Source organism: Escherichia sp. MOD1-EC5990, from assembly GCF_002965285.1.
GTDB classification, from domain to species: domain Bacteria; phylum Pseudomonadota; class Gammaproteobacteria; order Enterobacterales; family Enterobacteriaceae; genus Escherichia; species Escherichia coli_F.
In genome coordinates, this window is record NZ_PTRV01000001.1 from 111,859 (window position 1) to 133,343 (window position 21,485).

At 49.1% G+C, this 21,485-nt stretch carries 13 protein-coding genes, 1 tRNA gene and 1 pseudogene; 6 read left to right on the forward strand and 9 right to left on the reverse strand.

Annotated features, from left to right (window positions below; genetic code table 11):
- Positions 1-19: 19 nt before the first annotated feature.
- Complete coding sequence (gene ghrA / locus BEB42_RS00645; RefSeq protein WP_000351330.1) at positions 20-958, reverse strand: glyoxylate/hydroxypyruvate reductase GhrA; 939 nt, start codon at positions 956-958, stop codon at positions 20-22.
- Positions 959-1,190: 232 nt separating this feature from the next.
- On the opposite strand from ghrA, the gene BEB42_RS00650 reads away from it, so the two are divergent.
- Positions 1,191-1,278 (forward strand) — tRNA-Ser (locus tag BEB42_RS00650).
- Between the two features lie 284 nt (positions 1,279-1,562).
- On the opposite strand, the pseudogene BEB42_RS00665 reads toward BEB42_RS00650, so the two are convergent.
- Positions 1,563-2,931 (reverse strand): annotated as a pseudogene (locus BEB42_RS00665) (GGDEF domain-containing protein).
- A gap of 588 nt (positions 2,932-3,519) precedes the next feature.
- Between BEB42_RS00665 and pgaA the strand changes: the two are divergent.
- The 4 genes from pgaA to pgaD are packed head-to-tail and all read left to right on the forward strand — an operon-like array spanning position 3,520 to position 9,703.
- Positions 3,520-5,943: a poly-beta-1,6 N-acetyl-D-glucosamine export porin PgaA gene (pgaA, locus tag BEB42_RS00670; protein ID WP_074501018.1), complete on the forward strand. Its 2,424-nt coding sequence runs from the start codon at positions 3,520-3,522 to the stop codon at positions 5,941-5,943.
- 8 nt (positions 5,944-5,951) lie between these two features.
- Positions 5,952-7,970 carry a poly-beta-1,6-N-acetyl-D-glucosamine N-deacetylase PgaB gene (gene pgaB / locus BEB42_RS00675; RefSeq protein WP_000945551.1) on the forward strand — a complete coding sequence of 673 codons (2,019 nt, stop codon included), beginning with the start codon at positions 5,952-5,954 and terminating at the stop codon, positions 7,968-7,970.
- A complete protein-coding gene (gene pgaC / locus BEB42_RS00680) occupies positions 7,963-9,288 on the forward strand; it encodes a poly-beta-1,6-N-acetyl-D-glucosamine synthase (RefSeq protein WP_000610451.1) in 1,326 nt (441 codons plus the stop codon). Before pgaB ends, pgaC begins: the two co-directional genes overlap by 8 nt.
- A 1-nt stretch (position 9,289) precedes the next feature.
- Entirely contained in the window at positions 9,290-9,703 is a 414-nt protein-coding gene (gene pgaD / locus BEB42_RS00685; RefSeq protein ID WP_001061101.1) for a poly-beta-1,6-N-acetyl-D-glucosamine biosynthesis protein PgaD, read from the forward strand.
- A 49-nt stretch (positions 9,704-9,752) separates the two neighbouring features.
- Here pgaD and phoH read toward each other — a convergent pair whose 3' ends face one another.
- The 6 genes from phoH to BEB42_RS00720 form a co-directional block, all read right to left on the reverse strand.
- Positions 9,753-10,541, reverse strand: a complete 789-nt coding sequence (gene phoH / locus BEB42_RS00690) for a phosphate starvation-inducible protein PhoH (RefSeq protein ID WP_000533536.1) — start codon at positions 10,539-10,541, stop codon at positions 9,753-9,755.
- A gap of 738 nt (positions 10,542-11,279) precedes the next feature.
- Positions 11,280-12,551, reverse strand: coding sequence for an iron uptake transporter deferrochelatase/peroxidase subunit (gene efeB, locus BEB42_RS00695; RefSeq protein ID WP_001199160.1), 1,272 nt, complete (start codon positions 12,549-12,551; stop codon positions 11,280-11,282).
- A 5-nt stretch (positions 12,552-12,556) separates the two neighbouring features.
- On the reverse strand, positions 12,557-13,684 hold the full coding sequence (gene efeO, locus BEB42_RS00700) for an iron uptake system protein EfeO (protein ID WP_000154382.1): 1,128 nt from the start codon (positions 13,682-13,684) through the stop codon (positions 12,557-12,559).
- A 57-nt stretch (positions 13,685-13,741) separates the two neighbouring features.
- Complete coding sequence (gene efeU, locus BEB42_RS00705) at positions 13,742-14,572, reverse strand: iron uptake transporter permease EfeU (RefSeq protein ID WP_000497942.1); 831 nt, start codon at positions 14,570-14,572, stop codon at positions 13,742-13,744.
- Between the two features lie 219 nt (positions 14,573-14,791).
- Positions 14,792-16,300, reverse strand: a complete 1,509-nt coding sequence (gene putP / locus BEB42_RS00710) for a sodium/proline symporter PutP (RefSeq protein ID WP_001018507.1) — start codon at positions 16,298-16,300, stop codon at positions 14,792-14,794.
- A 158-nt stretch (positions 16,301-16,458) separates the two neighbouring features.
- Positions 16,459-16,668, reverse strand: a complete 210-nt coding sequence (locus tag BEB42_RS00720; RefSeq protein ID WP_000979518.1) for a hypothetical protein — start codon at positions 16,666-16,668, stop codon at positions 16,459-16,461.
- Positions 16,669-16,722: 54 nt separating this feature from the next.
- On the opposite strand from BEB42_RS00720, the gene putA reads away from it, so the two are divergent.
- Entirely contained in the window at positions 16,723-20,685 is a 3,963-nt protein-coding gene (gene putA / locus BEB42_RS00725; protein WP_001353300.1) for a trifunctional transcriptional regulator/proline dehydrogenase/L-glutamate gamma-semialdehyde dehydrogenase, read from the forward strand.
- A gap of 39 nt (positions 20,686-20,724) precedes the next feature.
- Here putA and rutR read toward each other — a convergent pair whose 3' ends face one another.
- Positions 20,725-21,363, reverse strand: coding sequence for an HTH-type transcriptional regulator RutR (rutR, locus tag BEB42_RS00730; RefSeq protein WP_001353301.1), 639 nt, complete (start codon positions 21,361-21,363; stop codon positions 20,725-20,727).
- Between the last annotated feature and the right edge of the window lie 122 nt (positions 21,364-21,485).

Below are 21,485 nucleotides of genomic sequence, written 5' to 3' on the forward strand. Positions count from 1 at the left end.
CAGGAAACCTGATGCTTTATTAGTAGCCGCGTGCGCGGTCGACTTGCCCGCAGACCCTCTCCCCTTTTTCGAGCTGGGCAATGGTGCGAGAAATGTACTCCACAGCTTCAGCGGGACGGGTAATCGCGGCGACATGTGGTGTTATCGCCACGCGTGGATGTTGCCAGAGCGGACTTTCCGGCGGTAAGGGTTCGCGATTAAAAACATCCAGCATTGCGCCTTTAACTTTGCCGCTATCCAGCGCCGCGAGCAGGTCATCTTCCACGACATGAACACCACGCGCCAGGTTGAGGAGATACGCGCCATCCGGTAATTTTTCGATTAATTGTTGATTAATAATGCCGACGGTTTCAGGGGTATTCGGTAACAAATTAATCAATACCCGGCATTGGCTCAGAAATGCAGAGAGTTCTTCCCGTCCGGCAAAGCTTTGCACGCCAGGCCACGATTTACGGGTTCGACTCCAGCAACGCAGCGGGAAGCGCCAGGTTTGCAGACTCTGTGCAACTTTACTGCCCAGTACGCCTGCACCCAAAATGCCGATGGTAAAATCTTCCCGATGATATTCAGGCAGCGGTTGCCAATGCGAACTATTTTGCTGGATGCGGTAATCGTCAAAACGTCGAAACCAATGCAGCACCTGACTGACAGCATATTCCTGCATTTGCTCGCCCATACCGGTATCTTCCAGGCGAAAAAGTGGAACAGAAGGCTTCAGCATTTCAGGGTGTGCCTGTAACTTGCTCAAAATAGAATCAACACCGGCCCCGAGTGCAAACACCGCTTTAAGATCGCGCCCTGCCAGCATTTCAACTGGAGGATGCCAGACTAAAGCATAATCGGCTGATTCATTATCTCCGCTTTTCCATGCTCTGACTCTTGCCTGAGGAATAGCTTTGCGCAGTGCCTCAATCCACCATTGGGTATCGAACGTTGGGTGATAAAAGATGATATCCATACTGACTCCCGAAGAGTGTTGGCGAAATTTATTCGCACTTATCGTTATGATCTACAAAGGCCACCAGCATAACAAATCCGTGGTCGGTGGCAAAAAAAGCAGATTTCGCTTATTAAAACTGCATATTGATTGAAGTTTGAATAAACGCGCGATTTTTTAAAAAAGTTTGTTGACCTCAGGTCATGATTTCCCTAAATTAGCGCCCGTTCCAGCAAGACAGGAACGACAATTTGGTGAGGTGTCCGAGTGGCTGAAGGAGCACGCCTGGAAAGTGTGTATACGGCAACGTATCGGGGGTTCGAATCCCCCCCTCACCGCCATCTTTAAAGAAGAGCTCGTACGAAAGTACGGGCTTTTTTTTCGTATATTGCACACACCGGGGGGATGAGAAGCCCCGACAGGGGTTCGACAACTGGCGACAGCCAGTTGGACAGACCGTGAACGCAGTGAGCGGGCTGCCCGCAGGGCGAGCGAAGCGAGTCAATCCCCCCCTCACCGCCATCTTTAAAGAAGAGCTCGTACGAAGGTACGGGCTTTTTTTTCGTATATTGCACACACCGGGGGATGAAAAGCCCCGACCGGGGTTCGACAACTGGCGACAAACTCAATCATCATCCTTGCAGTTGATAAGAATTTCTGCCTCTTTTACAACTATCTTATTACGTCCGGTTTCTTTCGCTTCATATAGTGCATTATCAGCCATTCGATAGATTTCATTCGGATTTAACGCACTTCCCTGAGTCACCACAGCGCCAATGCTAATCGTCACTTTTTGCGGTATGGCGTATTCAGGATTATCGCCTGTCAAACGCTCTACATTTGCCCTTATCCTTTCGGCTAAAACTTTCGCGCTTTCAGTATCGGTCTCCGTCAGCAAGACGCCAAACTCTTCGCCGCCAACGCGTGCTAAAAGGTCATTTGGTCGTATGCTTTTCCCAATGATGCTCACCACTGTTTTTATCACCTGATCGCCAACCGGATGCCCCCACGTATCGTTAACTTTTTTAAAGTGATCGATATCCATAATCATGACACAATAAGACGTTTTTTGGGCTGATGCTGATTGAGCCTTCAGTTCATTGAAAAAATAATTCCTGTTAAATATATTAGTTAATGGATCGCGATGGGCAATGTTCTTTGTTACTCGTAGCGCACTGAAAATATGGCACATAAATATTACCATAACGGTTAATTTACTGACTACTTCAATAGTGCGGCTAATATACCAAGTGGACACACTATACCTGCTCATAAATAACAGAGAGATATTATACAGCACGGCACAGAAAGCAATCACTGATACTCCATTCCAGATATCACAGCGTAAACCATTAAAGTATAGATTAACCAAAAGCAAGATTAACCACATGAAAATCATTATGGTAACATATGAGGTTTTCCAGACTACCTGACCATTTTCATTTGTTAACTCGGCAATATGTAAACTGTAGTCATCATAATGACTACTTAGCATGTGAGCAACTGCCGCCCCCCCAAAAAATAAAAAATAGGCTTATACACAATGTCATTTTTTTGGAAAAAAAACAGCGTTTCTTATTGTTTTCACTAACTTTATTCACCAGCGCTAGCAATATTAACATGCACAAACTCATCTGACGAAACAAATAATAAATTGCAATATCATTTTGTACAACGCTGCTTATCAAATGCCCCTCAATAAATTGCTGAATGATAATGACAGTTTTAACAAAGTAAATCAAACAACTCAGAAACGCTAAACTAAGTATGCAGTTTGAAAATTGCACACGATCATAAATGAAATACAATTGCATGAAAATAAATGCAACGGTATCGATAAAAAATAAAGCAATCATAACCATTAGATAGGTTGATCGTGGAACAACCTCCTCAACGGTTGGCTGATTAAACCAACTATTTACCAAAACGAATGCAAGCCCAAACAATAAGCTCACCAATACAGTACTACTAATTCCCAAATAGTCTTTTTCCATAAAGCTACACCAATCTGTAGGTTGTAGATCCCTTTCTGTCACTAATAGATATAAGAACTGTACTGTTGTCAATATAAAAATCCACCACAAACAATACCAATGATGATAGTTGCAGACCGCAATTATTATTACCTTAGTGCTTTATACATTCTTCGCGACAAGACAGGCTTGCAAATACATATAAATGGTTATAAGGAAATCCTTATAAAACATTAATTCATAGATATATTAGGAATAACAATTGAATCCGTGAGTACAGTAACGCTGCATTTCATCAGGACTTTCGAAAAATCCGATATCATGCATCGGAATTTACTGATTTAATTATTTTAATCCTAATTTATTTTGAAAAAGGCATTGGGATTTATGCCGTATTCCTGAAGTTCCTCATCATTGGAATGGATTTTCGGGCGAGAAAAGGATTTTATATGGATACTCTACTCATCATTTCTTCTTCTCATCATCAACAATTCACGTCTCTCTTCCGCGTTTAATAACGGATTATGATGTGCAAAAAAATATCTTTCGTTTCAGTTACCTGTAATTAGATACAGAGAGAGATTTTGGCAATACATGGAGTAATACAGGATGTATTCAAGTAGCAGAAAAAGGTGCCCGAAAACCAAATGGGCTTTGAAAATTCTTACTGCCGCATTTTTAGCAGCGAGTCCCGCGGCGAAGAGTGCTGTTAATAATGCCTATGATGCATTGATTATCGAAGCTCGCAAGGGAAATACTCAGCCAGCTTTGTTATGGTTTGCACAAAAATCAGCACTCAGTAATAACCAAATTGCTGACTGGTTACAGATTGCCTTATGGGCCGGGCAAGATAAACAGGTTATTACCGTTTACAACCGCTACCGTCATCAGCAATTACCAGCGCGTGGTTATGCAGCTGTCGCCGTCGCTTATCGTAACCTGCAACAATGGCAAAACTCGCTTACACTGTGGCAAAAGGCACTCTCTCTGGAGTCGCAAAATAAGGATTATCAACGGGGACAAATTTTAACCCTGGCAGATGCGGGTCACTATGATTCTGCGCTGGTTAAACTTAAGCAGCTTAACTCTGGAGCACCGGACAAAGCTAATTTACTCGCAGAAGCCTATATCTATAAACTGGCGGGGCGGCATGAGGATGAATTACGGGCGATGACAGGGTCATTACCTGAAAATGCCTTAACGCAACAATATCCCACAGAATACGTGCAGGCATTACGGAATAATCAACTTGCTGCCGCGATTGACGATGCCAATTTAACGCCAGATATTTGCGCTGATATTCATGCCGAACTGGTCAGACTGTCGTTTATGCCTACGCGCAGTGAAAGTGAACGTTATGCCATTGCCGATCGCGCCCTCGCCCAATACGCTGCATTAGAAATTCTGTGGCATGATAACCCTGACCGCACTGCCCAGTACCAGCGTATTCAGGTTGATCATCTTGGCGCGTTATTAACTCGCGATCGTTATAAAGACGTTATTTCTCACTATCAGCGTTTAAAAAAGACGGGGCAAATTATTCCGCCCTGGGCGCAATATTGGGTTGCGTCGGCTTATCTCAAAGAACATCAGCCAAAAAAAGCACAGTCAATAATGACAGAGCTCTTTTATCACAAGGAGACCATTGCCCCGGATTTATCCGATGAAGAACTTGCGGATCTCTTTTACAGCCACCTGGAGAGTGAAAATTATCCCGGCGCGCTAACTGTCACCCAACATACCATTAATACTTCGCCGCCTTTCCTTCGGTTAATGGGCACGCCTACGAGCATCCCGAATGATACCTGGTTACAGGGGCATTCGTTTCTCTCAACCGTAGCAAAATATAGTAATGATCTTCCTCAGGCTGAAATGACAGCCAGAGAGCTTGCTTATAACGCACCAGGAAATCAGGGACTGCGCATTGATTACGCGAGTGTGTTACAAGCCCGCGGTTGGCCTCGTGCGGCAGAAAATGAATTAAAAAAAGCAGAAGTGATCGAGCCACGTAATATTAATCTGGAGGTTGAACAAGCCTGGACAGCATTAACGTTACAAGAATGGCAGCAGACAGCGGTCTTAACGCACGATATTGTCGAACGTGAACCGCAAGATCCCGGCGTTGTACGTTTAAAACGTGCGGTTGATGTACATAATCTTGCAGAGCTTCGTATCGCTGGTTCAACAGGAATTGATGCCGAAGGTCCGGATAGTGGCAAACATGATGTCGACTTAACCACCATCGTTTATTCACCACCGCTGAATGATAACTGGCGCGGTTTTGCTGGATTCGGTTATGCCGATGGACAATTTAGCGAAGGAAAAGGGATTATTCGCGACTGGCTTGCGGGTGTTGAGTGGCGGTCACGTAATATCTGGCTTGAGGCGGAGTACACCGAACGCTTTTTCAATCATGAGCATAAACCCGGCGCGCGCCTGTCTGGCTGGTATGATTTTAATGATAACTGGCGTATTGGTTCGCAACTGGAACGCCTCTCTCACCGCGTTCCATTACGGGCAATGAAAAATGGTGTTACAGGCAACAGTGCACAGGCTTATGTTCGCTGGTATCAAAATGAGCGGCGTAAGTACGGTGTCTCTTGGGCTTTCACTGATTTTTCTGACAGTAATCAGCGTCATGAAGTCTCACTTGAGGGTCAGGAACGCATCTGGTCTTCACCATATTTGATTGTCGATATCCTCCCCAATCTGTATTACGAACAAAATACAGAACACGACACCCCATACTACAACCCTATAAAAATGTTCGATATTGTTCCGGCATTTGAGGCAAGTCATTTGTTATGGCGAAGCTATGAAAATAGCTGGGAGCAAATCTTCAGCGCAGGTGTTGGTGCCTCCTGGCAAAAACATTATGGCACGGATGTCGTCACCCAACTCGGCTACGGGCAACGCATTAGCTGGAATGACGTGATTGATGCTGGCGCAACGCTACGCTGGGAAAAACGTCCTTATGACGGTGACAGAGAACACAACTTATACGTTGAATTCGATATGACATTCAGATTTTAAGGATAAATATGTTACGTAATGGAAATAAATATCTCCTGATGCTGGTGAGTATAATTATGCTCACTGCGTGCATTAGCCAGTCAAGAACATCATTTATACCGCCACAGGATCGCGAATCTTTACTCGCCGAGCAACCGTGGCCGCATAATGGTTTTGTGGCGATTTCATGGCATAACGTTGAAGACGAAGCTGCCGACCAGCGTTTTATGTCAGTGCGGACATCAGCACTGCGTGAACAATTTGCCTGGCTGCGCGAGAACGGTTATCAACCGGTCAGTATTGCTCAAATTCGTGAAGCACATCGAGGAGGAAAACCGCTACCGGAAAAAGCAGTAGTGCTGACTTTTGATGACGGCTACCAGAGTTTTTATACCCGCGTCTTCCCAATTCTTCAGGCCTTCCAGTGGCCTGCTGTATGGGCCCCCGTCGGCAGTTGGGTCGATACGCCAGCGGATGAACAAGTAAAATTTGGCGATGAGATGGTCGATCGAGAATATTTTGCCACGTGGCAACAAGTGCGAGAAGTTGCGCGTTCCCGGCTCGTTGAGGTCGCTTCTCATACATGGAATTCTCACTACGGTATTCAGGCTAATGCCACCGGCAGCTTATTGCCTGTATATGTAAATCGTGCATATTTTACTGACCACGCACGGTATGAAACCGCAGCAGAATACCGGGAAAGAATTCGTCTGGATGCTGTAAAAATGACGGAATACCTGCGTACAAAGGCTAAGGTAAATCCACACGTTTTTGTTTGGCCTTATGGTGAAGCGAATGGCATAGCGATAGAGGAATTAAAAAAACTCGGTTATGACATGTTCTTCACCCTTGAATCAGGTTTGGCAAATGCGTCACAATTGGATTCCATTCCGCGAGTATTAATCGCCAATAATCCCTCATTAAAAGAGTTTGCCCAGCAAATTATTACCGTACAGGAAAAATCATCACAACGGGTAATGCATATCGATCTTGATTACGTTTATGACGAAAACCGCCAGCAAATGGATCGCAATATTGATGTGCTAATTCAGCGGGTGAAAGATATGCAAATATCAACCGTGTATTTGCAGGCATTTGCTGATCCCGATGGTGATGGGCTGGTCAAAGAGGTCTGGTTTCCAAATCGTTTGCTACCAATGAAAGCAGATATTTTTAGTCGGGTTGCCTGGCAATTACGTACCCGCTCAGGTGTAAACATCTATGCGTGGATGCCGGTATTAAGCTGGGATTTAGATCCCACATTAACGCGAGTAAAATATTTACCAACAGGGGAGAAAAAAGCACAAATTCATCCTGAACAATATCGCCGTCTATCTCCTTTTGATGACAGGGTCAGAGCACAAGTTGGCATGTTATATGAAGATCTTGCCGGACATGCTGCTTTTGATGGCATATTGTTCCACGATGATGCTTTGCTTTCAGATTATGAAGATGCCAGTGCACCGGCTATCACGGCTTATCAGCAAGCAGGCTTTAGCGGGAGTCTGAGCGAAATTCGACAAAACCCGGAGCAATTTAAACAGTGGACCCGCTTTAAAAGTCGTGCGTTAACTGACTTCACTTTAGAACTTAGTGCGCGCGTAAAAGCCATTCGCGGTCCACATGTTAAAACTGCACGAAATATTTTTGCACTTCCGGTAATACAACCTGAAAGTGAAGCCTGGTTTGCACAGAATTATGCTGATTTCCTAAAAAGCTATGACTGGACCGCTATTATGGCTATGCCTTATATGGAAGGTGTCGCAGAAAAATCGGCTGACCAATGGTTAATACAATTGACCAATCAAATTAAAAACATCCCTCAGGCTAAAGACAAATCTATTTTAGAATTACAGGCACAAAACTGGCAGAAAAATGGTCAGCATCAGGCTATTTCTTCGCAACAACTCGCTCACTGGATGAGCCTATTACAACTGAATGGAATGAAAAACTATGGTTATTATCCCGACAATTTTCTGCATAACCAACCTGAAATAGACGTTATTCGTCCTGAGTTTTCAACAGCCTGGTATCCGAAAAATGATTAATCGCATCGTATCGTTTTTTATATTATGTCTGGTGTTATGCATACCCCTATGCGTAGCGTACTTTCACTCTGGTGAACTGATGATGAGGTTCGTTTTCTTCTGGCCGTTTTTTATGTCCATTATGTGGATTGTTGGCGGCGTCTATTTCTGGGTCTATCGTGAACGCCACTGGCCGTGGGGAGAAAACGCACCAGCTCCCCAGTTGAAAGATAATCCGTCTATCTCCATTATCATTCCCTGTTTTAATGAGGAGAAAAACGTTGAGGAAACCATACACGCCGCTTTAGCACAGCGTTATGAGAACATTGAAGTTATTGCCGTAAATGACGGTTCAACAGACAAAACCCGTGCCATCCTGGATCGCATGGCTGCACAAATTCCCCACCTGCGGGTCATTCATCTGGCGCAAAACCAGGGGAAAGCCATTGCGCTTAAAACCGGAGCTGCCGCGGCGAAAAGTGAATATCTGGTGTGCATTGATGGCGATGCGTTATTAGACCGCGATGCGGCGGCATATATTGTGGAACCGATGTTGTACAACCCGCGTGTGGGTGCCGTAACCGGTAATCCTCGTATTCGAACACGTTCTACCCTGGTGGGTAAAATTCAGGTTGGCGAGTATTCCTCAATTATTGGTTTGATCAAGCGAACCCAGCGTATCTATGGAAACGTATTTACCGTTTCTGGTGTTATTGCCGCATTTCGTCGCAGCGCCCTGGCAGAAGTGGGTTACTGGAGTGACGATATGATCACCGAAGATATTGATATTAGCTGGAAGCTGCAGTTGAATCAGTGGACGATTTTTTACGAGCCACGGGCGCTGTGCTGGATATTAATGCCTGAAACGTTAAAAGGGCTGTGGAAACAGCGCCTGCGCTGGGCTCAGGGCGGTGCAGAAGTATTCCTCAAAAATATGACAAGGCTATGGCGCAAAGAAAACTTTCGAATGTGGCCACTGTTTTTTGAATACTGTCTGACGACAATATGGGCCTTTACCTGCCTGGTCGGTTTCATTATTTACGCAGTCCAACTTGCAGGTGTACCGTTAAATATTGAATTGACACATATCGCTGCGACACATACTGCCGGAATATTATTGTGTACGTTATGTTTACTGCAATTTATTGTCAGCCTGATGATCGAGAATCGCTATGAGCATAATCTGACTTCATCGCTTTTCTGGATTATTTGGTTCCCGGTTATTTTCTGGATGCTGAGCCTGGCAACGACATTGGTATCATTTACACGAGTCATGTTGATGCCTAAAAAGCAACGCGCCCGTTGGGTAAGTCCCGATCGAGGGATTCTGAGAGGTTAATATGAACAATTTAATTATTACGACCCGACAATCGCCAGTACGTTTAATGGTTGATTATGTTGCCACAACCATCTTATGGACATTATTTGCTTTGTTCATATTCTTATTCACCATGGATCTGCTGACGGGTTATTACTGGCAAAGTGAGGCCAGAAGCCGACTTCAGTTCTATTTTTTGCTGGCAGTGGCGAATGCCGTCGTGTTAATTGTCTGGGCGCTGTACAATAAGCTGCGTTTTCAAAAACAGCAGCATCATGCAGCCTACCAATATACGCCGCAAGAATATGCAGAGAGCTTAGCAATACCTGATGAGCTCTATCAGCAACTACAAAAAAGCCACAGGATGAGCGTACACTTCACCAGCCAAGGGCAAATAAAAATGGTTGTTTCAGAAAAAGCGCTAGTCCGGGCATAAACACCCAAAACAAAGCCCGGTTCGCCCGGGCTCTGCACCGATAATACACTTAACTGTATGCATGTAGCGTACGTTGGCAAAGTGCCGAACGTACGCAATCCTCTTTACCGAATCGGACGATCCCGACCATTTCATCCTCTTCGAAACGTTCCAGCGCGTCACTTAATCCGGAGCGCACGCCGCGAGGCAAATCGCATTGCGTGATATCACCGTTGACGATAACCGTCACGTTCTCCCCGAGGCGGGTTAAAAACATTTTCATTTGCGCGGCAGTCACATTCTGCGCCTCGTCAAGAATGACGACTGCATTTTCAAAGGTACGTCCACGCATATAGGCGAACGGCGCAATTTCCACCTTCCCTATTTCCGGTCGCAGGCAGTACTGCATAAAGGAAGCCCCTAAGCGACGGACCAGCACGTCGTAGACCGGGCGAAAATAGGGAGCAAACTTTTCTGCGATATCACCAGGTAAGAAACCTAGATCTTCATCGGCTTGCAGAACTGGACGGGTGACAATAATCCTGTCGACATCCTTATGTATCAGGGCCTCTGCCGCTTTTGCGGCACTGATCCAGGTTTTTCCGCACCCGGCTTCGCCGGTGGCGAATATCAGCTGCTTACTCTCAATAGCCTTCAGATAGTGCAATTGCGCTTCATTTCGCGCGAGGATGGGCGAGGTATCGCGACTGTCGCGGGCCATACCAATGGCTTCTACGCCGCTCATCTGCACAAGCGAGGTGACCGATTCTTCTTCACGCTGCTTATGGCTGCGCGAATCCCGTCTCAGCACACGTTTTGCCTCGCGACGAGCTTTGATCACTGCTTTTTGTCTTCCCATGGAGAGCACCTTGAGTTGTTTGTATTCATCACACGCGCCGTTGGCAGCGCGATTATGCGCACGAACATCAGAGGGTTGGCTTCCTTGTAAGCCATAGTTTGCTGTTGGATAAAATGCCGAAAAACGGCTACGCACACCGTTTGCGGCGTCGGTAACACATGAAAAGTAAGGAAGAATTTGAAAATGCAAAGTGACGAGATGACTACCGGAGGAGAAATCTCCGCGAGTGGTGGAGCGTTGCTTAACAAAACATTGTCCAGTACAGGACGTTACCATCCGCGATCTCCATAGTGACTGACTATCACTGCCGGGAACTTCCGCTGCTACTTAATAATTACAACAGATCTCGCATTCATTGCAACAATATATTCACTTATATTTAACTATAAAACACCATTTCAGTGACATTAGTTTCTACTGGAAAGATGACAGAGTGATGACAGTGATGAAAAAAGCTGTGTGCTTTCAGCAGGATTCGCATCAGGCATCAACGCACGAACGCCGGATGCGGCGTGAACGCCTTATCCTGCCTACCGAACCCGCACCGATTGTAGGCATGATAAGACGCGCAAGCGTCGCATCAGGCATCAACGCACGAACGCCGGATGCGGCGTGAAAGCCTTATCCAGCCTACCGAACCCGCACCGATTGTAGGCATGATAAGACGTGTAAGCGTCGCATCAGGCATCAGCGCACGAGCGCCTGGTGCGGCGTAAACGCCTTATACGCCTAAAAACATTAAACCCGCAATAATGCGCTTCCAAGATAATCGTTCGTGTCCTTCACACCCGGCAGCGCAAAGAAATAGCCGCCACCGATGGGTTTAACGTATTCCTCCAGCGCCTCGCCATTCAACCTTTTTTGTACTGTCAGGAAGCCCTTTTCCAGATCGTGTTGGTAGCAGACAAACAGCAACCCCATATCCAGTTGCCCGGAGTTGGTAACACCCAACGAATAACTGTAGCCACGACGCAGCATCAAACTAGACTCGCTCTCCGTCGTGCGGGGATTCGCCAGCCGGATATGGCTGTCCAGCGCGATCACCTTCCCTTCCGGATCACTGGCGTAATCGGGAACATCATGCTCATGCTGCATTCCCAGCGGCGCGCCGGTTTGTTTATCACGCCCAAATATCGTCTGCTGTTCTTTCAGCGGCGTTCTGTCCCAAAACTCCACCCGAAACTGAATCAACCGCACCGCCTGGTAGCTGCCGCCGATAGCCCAGGCAGGCTCCTGCTGATCTGCCGTCACCCACACCACTTGTTGCATCAACTTATCATTCTGGCTATCGGGATTGGCAGTGCCGTCTTTGAAACCCAGCAAATTTATCGGCGTCTCTTTACCTTTACTACGCGCCGCGTGGTCGGAAATAAACCCTTCCCGCTTCCAACGCACGCTGAGCAAATCCGGCGTGTGTTTGATGATATCGCGCAGCGCATGGATCACCGTGTCCTGGGTGTTGGCGCAAATTTGTAGCAACACATCACCATGACATAACGCCGCATCCAGCGAGTCGTTGGGGAAACGCGTCATCTTCTGCAACTTTTTCGGCATCTGTGGCGCAAGACCAAACCGTTCATCAAACAACGAGTGACCAACTGACAACGTGATGGTGAGATTATCGGGCGCAATGTAGCCGCCAAGAATGCCGGAATCGCGTGGTGGCAGGCGTGGATTTGGCGTTTCTGGTGCCGCTCCGCCCTGAGTCAGAAAAGCAAAACGCTGAGTCAACAAGCGAAACAATCGCTCAAGATCAGCTTTATCGCTGGCAAGCACATCAAACGCCACCAGCATCATTGCCGCCTGCTGCGGCGTCAGAATACCCGCCTGATGTTCGCCATAAAACGGCTGCGCTTCACTGCGCGCATCCGGTGAAAGCGTCCCCGGCGCACTTAGTGGTTTTTGCGCATGCGCTACCGGGCAACTTCCCGCCAGTGCCAGCGCGCCAATCCCTTTCAGTAAACGTCGGCGTGACGGTTTATTCACGCCGTTTTCATCTTCATACTGCATAACGCTTAATCCAGTCCCAGCACACCGCGAAGTTGCGCCAGATCTTCCGCTAGCGCAGTAATCGGCCCTTTCAGCGCATTACGATCGGCATCGGTCAATTTGTCGTAGGTTTCAAAACCGTCTTTGGTACGGTATTTCGCCAGAATGGTATCGACCTTTTTGAAGTTAGCATCGACTTTTGCCAGCAGTTCCGGGTTGGCTTTTTGTAGTTGTGGACGCAGCAGATCGACAATTTTCTGCGAGCCTTCAACGTTAGCCTGGAAGTCCCACAGATCGGTGTGGCTGTAGCGATCTTCTTCACCGCTGATTTTGCTGGCTGCCACTTCCTCAATCAGTCCGGCTGCGCCGCCGACCACTTTTGAAGGTGGGAAAGCCAGTTCACTGATGCGTTTTTGCAAATCGACCACATCGGTATAAAGCTGGTCAGCATACTGATCCATTCCTTTGGTGGTATTGTCGCCAAACAATGCTTTTTCCAGACGGTGGAAACCGGTGAATTTCGGATCGGCGGCTTTTTGCTCGTAATCATCTTCACGGGCGTCAATGCTGCCATCCAGATCGGAGAAAAGTTCAGCAATCGGTTCGATGCGCTCATAGTGCTGGCGCGTCGGCGCATACAGTGCTTTCGCTTTTTCGATATCGCCTGCTTTAATAGCGTCGGTAAAGGCTTTGGTGTCGGTCACCAGTTGCGTGGTTTCCGCCATGACATACGCTTTATATGCAGTAATTGCACCACCAAGACTTAACAGCGCATCACTTTGCGCCGCATCCGCCGTTGCTTCACCTTTGACGATCAACTTCCCTTTCGGGTTAGTCAGCAGACCGCAGGTCATATCGTATTCGCCAGGCTGTAAATTCGCCGTCATTTTCTGGCTAAAACCAGGGGCGATATTTTCCCGCTCTTCCACCACCATCACGCCTTTGAGGATCTCCCACTCCAGCGCCTTCTGGCTATGGTTCTGAATAATGAACTGTGTTTTCCCGGCGTTAACCGTAATGGTCATCGGTTCGCACTGCTTATCTGTCACAGTGACTTTGACCTGCGGAATATCAGCGGCGTTAGCCATAAAAGCAGAAGAGAACAGCGCAGCCACGCTCAACTGCAATGCGTTACGGCGGAAGTTAATGGTCATGACGAGACTATCCCTTTAAAGTATGTTGTAACTAAGCAAGAGTTTGCGTCATTTTCGTTACGCGGAGCGAGACGCTGTCGCCCCTGCGCGCGGCGGCAGAGCAAATGCCACCAGCGCCGGGATGAGATAAATAAACCAGACGGCGACTTCGCTGACGCTCGGCGCTTCCTGATAACCAAAGATACCTTCCATCAGCGTACCGAACAGCGAGTGAGTTGAGAGCACCGCGCTCATATCGAAGGCGATTTCCTGAAAGTGGTTCCACAGCCCGGCTTCATGAAACGCGCGAATAGCACCTGCCGCCAGCCCTGCGGCGACGAAGAGAATAAACAGGCTGGTCCATTTAAAAAACGCGCCAAGATTGAGGCGAATACCGCCCCAGTAGAGCAGGAAGCCGAGCACCACGGCTGTAGCAAGACCGAGCATTGCACCCAGCGGAGGCCAGATACCGACATCTTGTTGAAACGCCGCCAGCAGGAAAAAGACCGACTCCAGTCCTTCCCTTGCAACGGCAAAAAAGACCATCATCACCAGCGCCCAGCCATGATGATTCCCACGCTGCAATGCGCTATCGACTGCCTGTTCCAGTTGCACTTTGACGTTGCGCGACACTTTACGCATCCAGAAAACCATCCAGGTGAGGATCACCACGGCAATCACCGCCACGATACCTTCGAACAATTCCTGCTCTTTTTGCGGAAATTCGCCGGTAGTTTCATTAATGAATATACCCAGCCCCAGGCACAACGCAGCGGCTAGCAACACGCCAATCCACATGACACCAATCCATCGACCTCGCTGGGTACGCTTAAGATAGCTGGCAATCAGGCTGACAATCAGCGCGGCTTCAAGTCCTTCGCGCAACATAATGAGAAACGGAACAAACATGCCACCCACCCTTAAACGTTTTTCTGAGTCAATCTATGCAAAGAAAAGTAAATCGCAGTGATAGCGATTATCATTACGGTGAAGAAAAACACAAGCGGAATGTAGTGATAATGATGAGGAAATGTAAATTTTATTTGAGAGAAAATGCAGAGGGCAATCACTGATTGCCCTCTGCCTGCTTCTGATTATGGCGTGGAATTTTCGGTAAAACGCCTTCCCTTACCCTTCCTGCAACCGTGACGGCGGCGCTGAATGATAGTGCGCATCAGCGTCAGCAAAGCGTTTTTGCATCGCCGCTGACGGTGCTTTACCCAGTAAACTAAACACCACAATCCCAATGCTACCGAAGATAAAGCCCGGAATAATTTCGTACAGACCCAGCCAGCCGAACTGTTTCCAGACGATAACCGTCAGTGCACCGATGATCATCCCCGCCAGCGCACCATTGCGCGTCATGCGTGACCACATCACCGAGAACAGCACCACCGGACCAAACGCCGCACCGAAGCCTGCCCACGCGTAGCTTACTAAGCCCAGCACACGGTTTTCAGGATTCGCCGCCAGCGCAATTGCCACCAGCGCCACCACCAACACCATCACACGCCCTACCCACACCAGTTCTTTCTGGCTGGCATGTTTACGTAGAAATGCTTTGTACAGATCTTCGGTAATCGCACTGGAGCACACCAGCAGCTGGCAACTTAACGTCGACATCACCGCCGCCAGAATCGCCGACAACAGAATCCCGGCAATCCACGGGTTAAACAATATTTGTGCCAGTTCGATAAACACGCGCTCAGAGTTCTGGTTTACCGCACCGGCAACCGCTGGATTATTGTTAAAGTATGCAATGCCGAAGAAACCGACCGCCACCGCGCCTGCCAGACAGAGGATCATCCAGGTCATGCTGATACGACGCGCATGGACAATGCTATAGTGAGAATCCGCCGCCATAAAACGCGCCAGAATATGCGGCTGACCGAAGTAACCCAGCCCCCAGCCCATCAGCGAGATAATGGCGACAAAATTCAACCCTTTGAGCATATCCACGTTTTCAATGCTCTTTTGTTTGATCACTTCCAGCGAGTCGCCAAACCCACCGACGCTAATGATCACGATAACCGGCGTCAGGATCAGGGCAAAAATCATCAGGCTGGCCTGTACAGTGTCAGTCCAGCTCACCGCAAGGAAGCCGCCAATAAAGGTGTAAAGGATCGTCGCCGCAGCTCCCGCCCACAGAGCCGTTTCGTAGCTCATGCCGAAGGTGCTTTCAAACAGACGCGCGCCAGCCACAATGCCCGAAGCACAATAAATGGTGAAGAACAGCAAAATTACCAGCGCGGAGATAATGCGCAAAATACGGCTTTTATCTTCAAAACGCCCGGTAAAATAATCCGGCAATGTTAAGGCGTTATTATTGTATTCGGTATGCACACGCAAGCGCCCGGCCACCAGCTTCCAGTTAATCCACGCGCCTAATGTCAGGCCAATGGCGATCCAGCTTTCGGAAATCCCGGAAAGAAAGACTGCACCCGGTAATCCCATTAACAGCCAGCCGCTCATATCCGACGCACCTGCCGATAATGCCGTCACGAATGGCCCAAGGCTGCGACCGCCAAGAATATAGTCGTCGAAGTTTTTGGTTGATCGCCAGGCGATGAACCCAATCAATATCATGCCAAAAATATAGACACAGAATGTCACCAACATCGGTGTGCTAATAGCCATCTAAAGTCTCCAAAAAATTATTATCGGCAATGTCGAAACTTGCCGTTATATCTGCCACCGGAACGGGGTAGCAGAGTTTATGTTTTACCAGGGCGACCGTATCCTGCCGGAAGCGCTGGTTATTCACAATCGATTTAACACACCATTTACATTAAATTTTAGTGCTCAGCGATACTATTTTTCATCAGGTTGCACTCCCTCACATTTTTTGTGGTTGCACCTTTCAAAAATGTTAACTGCCGCAGAGAAAAAGTCTGAGTTATTTTTTTAATCCCTGTCATATCGATTTCTTTTATTAACATTTCATTCATTTTTAAGCTTGCTACGCAGGTCACATTTAACATAGTTGCACAAAGTTGCAACATCATGGATATTTCACGATAACGTTAAGTTGCACCTTTCAGAACAACAGGAGTAATGGCATGGGAACCACCACCATGGGGGTTAAGCTGGACGACGCGACGCGTGAACGCATTAAGTCTGCCGCGACACGTATCGATCGCACACCGCACTGGTTAATTAAGCAGGCGATTTTTTCTTATCTTGAACAACTGGAAAACAGCGATACTCTGCCGGAGCTACCTGCGCTGCTTTCTGGCGCGGCCAATGAGAGCGATGAAGTACCGAATCCGGCAGAGGAACCACACCAGCCATTCCTCGACTTTGCCGAGCAAATTTTGCCACAGTCGGTTTCCCGTGCGGCTATCACCGCCGCCTATCGCCGCCCGGAAACCGAAGCGGTTTCTATGCTGCTGGAACAAGCTCGCCTGCCGCAGCCGGTTGCTGAACAGGCGCATAAACTGGCGTATCAACTGGCCGATAAACTGCGTAATCAAAAAAATGCCAGTGGTCGCGCAGGCATGGTTCAGGGATTATTGCAGGAGTTTTCGCTGTCATCGCAGGAAGGCGTGGCGCTGATGTGTCTGGCGGAAGCACTATTGCGTATTCCCGACAAAGCCACCCGTGATGCGTTAATACGCGACAAAATCAGCAACGGTAACTGGCAGTCACATATTGGTCGTAGCCCGTCGCTGTTTGTTAATGCCGCCACCTGGGGGCTTCTCTTTACCGGCAAACTGGTTTCTACCCATAACGAAGCCAGCCTCTCCCGTTCGCTGAATCGCATTATCGGTAAGAGTGGCGAACCGCTAATCCGCAAAGGTGTGGATATGGCGATGCGTCTGATGGGCGAGCAGTTCGTCACTGGTGAAACCATCGCGGAAGCGTTAGCCAATGCCCGCAAGCTGGAAGAGAAAGGTTTCCGTTACTCCTACGATATGCTGGGCGAAGCCGCACTGACCGCAGCGGACGCGCAGGCATATATGGTTTCCTATCAGCAGGCGATTCACGCTATTGGTAAAGCCTCCAATGGTCGTGGCATCTATGAAGGTCCAGGCATTTCAATCAAGCTGTCGGCGCTGCATCCGCGCTACAGCCGCGCCCAGTACGATCGGTTAATGGAAGAGCTTTACCCGCGTCTGAAATCATTAACCTTGCTGGCGCGTCAGTACGATATTGGTATTAACATTGATGCCGAAGAGGCCGATCGTCTGGAGATCTCCCTCGATCTGTTGGAAAAGCTTTGTTTCGAGCCTGAACTGGCAGGCTGGAACGGCATCGGTTTTGTTATTCAGGCTTATCAAAAACGCTGCCCGCTGGTGATCGATTACCTGATTGATCTCGCCACCCGCAGCCGTCGTCGTCTGATGATTCGCCTGGTGAAAGGCGCGTACTGGGATAGTGAAATCAAACGTGCGCAAATGGACGGCCTTGAAGGTTATCCGGTTTATACCCGCAAGGTGTATACCGATGTTTCTTATCTCGCTTGTGCGAAAAAGCTGCTGGCGGTGCCAAATCTCATTTACCCGCAGTTTGCAACGCACAACGCCCACACGCTGGCGGCGATTTATCAACTGGCAGGTCAAAACTACTATCCGGGTCAGTACGAGTTCCAGTGCCTGCATGGTATGGGCGAGCCACTGTATGAGCAGGTCACCGGGAAAGTTGCCGACGGCAAACTTAACCGTCCGTGTCGTATTTATGCTCCGGTCGGTACCCATGAAACACTGCTGGCATATCTGGTGCGTCGCCTGCTGGAAAACGGTGCTAACACCTCGTTTGTTAACCGTATTGCTGATACCTCTTTGCCACTGGATGAACTGGTTGCCGATCCAGTCACTGCAGTAGAAAAACTGGCGCAACAGGAAGGGCAAACTGGATTACCCCATCCGAAAATTCCCCTGCCGCGCGATCTTTACGGTCACGGGCGCGACAACTCGGCAGGGCTGGATCTCGCCAATGAACACCGACTGGCCTCGCTCTCCTCAGCCCTGCTCAACAGTGCACTGCAAAAATGGCAGGCCTTGCCAATGCTGGAACAACCGGTCGCGGCTGGTGAAATGTCACCCGTTATCAACCCGGCGGAACCGAAAGATATTGTGGGCTATGTGCGTGAAGCCACGCCACGTGAAGTAGAACAGGCGCTGGAAAGTGCAGTTAATAACGCGCCAATCTGGTTTGCCACGCCTCCGGCCGAACGCGCGGCGATTTTGCATCGCGCTGCCGTACTGATGGAAAGTCAGATGCAGCAACTGATTGGTATTCTGGTACGTGAGGCCGGAAAAACCTTCAGTAACGCCATTGCCGAAGTGCGTGAAGCCGTCGATTTTCTCCACTACTACGCGGGACAGGTGCGGGATGATTTCGCTAACGAAACCCACCGTCCATTAGGGCCTGTGGTGTGTATCAGCCCGTGGAATTTCCCGCTGGCGATTTTCACCGGGCAAATCGCTGCCGCACTGGCGGCAGGTAACAGCGTACTGGCAAAACCGGCAGAACAAACGCCGCTGATTGCCGCACAAGGGATTGCCATTTTGCTGGAAGCGGGTGTACCGCCAGGCGTGGTGCAGTTGTTGCCCGGTCAGGGTGAAACCGTAGGCGCGCAACTGACGGGTGATGATCGCGTGCGCGGGGTGATGTTTACCGGATCAACCGAAGTCGCTACGTTACTGCAACGCAATATCGCCAGCCGCCTGGACGCTCAGGGTCGCCCAATTCCACTCATTGCGGAAACCGGCGGCATGAACGCGATGATTGTCGATTCTTCAGCACTGACCGAACAAGTCGTAATAGATGTGCTGGCCTCGGCCTTCGACAGTGCGGGTCAGCGTTGTTCGGCACTGCGCGTGCTGTGCCTGCAAGATGAGATTGCCGACCACACGTTGAAAATGCTGCGCGGCGCAATGGCCGAATGCCGGATGGGTAATCCGGGTCGCCTGACCACCGATATCGGTCCGGTGATTGATGGCGAAGCGAAAGCCAATATCGAGCGCCATATTCAGACTATGCGTAGTAAAGGCCGTCCGGTGTTCCAGGCGGTGCGGGAAAACAGTGAAGATGCCCGTGAGTGGCAAAGTGGCACCTTTGTCGCCCCGACGCTGATCGAACTGGATGATTTTGCCGAATTGCAAAAAGAGGTATTTGGTCCGGTGCTGCATGTGGTGCGTTACAACCGTAACCAGTTGCCGGAACTGATCGAACAGATTAACGCTTCCGGTTATGGTCTGACGCTTGGCGTCCATACGCGCATTGATGAAACCATTGCCCAGGTCACTGGCTCGGCCCATGTCGGTAATCTGTATGTTAACCGTAATATGGTGGGCGCAGTGGTTGGGGTGCAACCATTCGGCGGCGAAGGGTTGTCCGGCACCGGGCCGAAAGCAGGCGGCCCGCTCTATCTCTACCGTCTGCTGGCGAATCGCCCGGAAAGTGCGCTGGCGGTGACACTGGCGCGTCAGGATGCAGAGTATCCGGTCGATGCACAATTGAAATCCGCATTGATCCAGCCGCTAAATGCACTGCGTGAATGGTCGGCAAACCGTCCAGAATTGCAGGCGTTATGTACGCAATATAGCGAGCTGGCGCAGGCAGGAACACAACGATTGCTGCCAGGGCCGACGGGTGAACGCAACACCTGGACGCTGCTGCCGCGTGAGCGCGTGTTGTGTATTGCGGATGATGAACAGGATGCGCTGACTCAGCTCGCCGCCGTGCTGGCGGTGGGCAGCCAGGTGCTGTGGCCGGATGACGCTCTGCATCGTCAGTTAGTGAAGGCATTGCCATCGGCAGTCAGCGAACGTATTCAACTGGCGAAAGTGGAAAATATTACCGCTCAACCGTTTAATGCGGTGATCTTCCACGGGGATTCGGATCAGCTTCGTGCATTGTGTGAAGCGGTTGCCGCGCGGGATGGCGCAATTGTTTCGGTGCAGGGTTTTGCCCGTGGCGAAAGCAATATCCTGCTGGAACGGTTGTATATCGAGCGTTCGCTGAGCGTGAATACCGCTGCCGCTGGCGGTAACGCCAGTTTAATGACGATTGGTTAAGCAGGTTGCCGGAGGATGCTATAACCTCCTCCGGCATCATTAACGTGGTCGAATCCCCTCAAGAATAATCCGCTGCACGTTTTCAACCGTTTGATTGAAAAACACTTCATCGCGCAACGTGGCACCTGTCACCGCCTCCACCTGAGGGGCGAAATCGGCGTAATGTTGAGTGGAAGCCCAGATCATAAAAATCAAATGCTGCGGATCAATCAGCGCGAGTTTGCCGCTTTTAACCCAACCGGCAATCAGCGCCGATTTCTCATCAATTAACGTTTTCAAATCGCCCGTTAGCTCATCCATTAATAACGGTGCGCCTGCCAACATCTCCATACAGAACAGGCGCGAAGCCTGCGGATAATCGCGGGAGACTTCCAGCTTCAGACGGATGTACTCTTTAATCGCTGCCAGCGGGGCGAAATCTTCTCGAAACGCTTTTAACGGTGCCAGCCAGATATCGAGAATCTGCCGCAGTACGGCTATATACAGCGCCTCTTTTGACGGAAAGTAATACAGCAGATTGGTTTTTGAAACACCCGCCAACTCCGCGATCTGCTCCAGCCTTGTGCCGTGAAAACCGAATTGTGAAAAAGTGTCCAGTGCTGCGCTAAGAATCGCTTTTTTCTTCGCGCTCACTGCGCGCGAACGTTTACCCGTTGTTTTCACTGCGCCTTGCGTCATGCGCTCTCCCCTCTTGTTGATTGGCAACAGGATAGCAAAACCCCCGCCCGGCCTCGACCTTCTGCACTCTCATCGCGCACGAATGCATGTTTTATGTGCAATTGTTTTGACCGTTTAGTCCA

Excerpts from the sequence above, each read along its gene's own strand:
- ghrA (WP_000351330.1), bottom strand. The coding sequence starts at position 958 with ATGGATATCATCTTTTATCACCCAACGTTCGATACCCAATGGTGGATT.
- pgaA (WP_074501018.1), top strand. The coding sequence starts at position 3,520 with ATGTATTCAAGTAGCAGAAAAAGGTGCCCGAAAACCAAATGGGCTTTG.
- pgaB (WP_000945551.1), top strand. The coding sequence starts at position 5,952 with ATGTTACGTAATGGAAATAAATATCTCCTGATGCTGGTGAGTATAATT.
- pgaC (WP_000610451.1), top strand. The coding sequence starts at position 7,963 with ATGATTAATCGCATCGTATCGTTTTTTATATTATGTCTGGTGTTATGC.
- pgaD (WP_001061101.1), top strand. The coding sequence starts at position 9,290 with ATGAACAATTTAATTATTACGACCCGACAATCGCCAGTACGTTTAATG.
- phoH (WP_000533536.1), bottom strand. The coding sequence starts at position 10,541 with ATGGGAAGACAAAAAGCAGTGATCAAAGCTCGTCGCGAGGCAAAACGT.
- efeB (WP_001199160.1), bottom strand. The coding sequence starts at position 12,551 with ATGCAGTATGAAGATGAAAACGGCGTGAATAAACCGTCACGCCGACGT.
- efeO (WP_000154382.1), bottom strand. The coding sequence starts at position 13,684 with ATGACCATTAACTTCCGCCGTAACGCATTGCAGTTGAGCGTGGCTGCG.
- efeU (WP_000497942.1), bottom strand. The coding sequence starts at position 14,572 with ATGTTTGTTCCGTTTCTCATTATGTTGCGCGAAGGACTTGAAGCCGCG.
- putP (WP_001018507.1), bottom strand. The coding sequence starts at position 16,300 with ATGGCTATTAGCACACCGATGTTGGTGACATTCTGTGTCTATATTTTT.
- BEB42_RS00720 (WP_000979518.1), bottom strand. The coding sequence starts at position 16,668 with ATGATGTTGCAACTTTGTGCAACTATGTTAAATGTGACCTGCGTAGCA.
- putA (WP_001353300.1), top strand. The coding sequence starts at position 16,723 with ATGGGAACCACCACCATGGGGGTTAAGCTGGACGACGCGACGCGTGAA.
- rutR (WP_001353301.1), bottom strand. The coding sequence starts at position 21,363 with ATGACGCAAGGCGCAGTGAAAACAACGGGTAAACGTTCGCGCGCAGTG.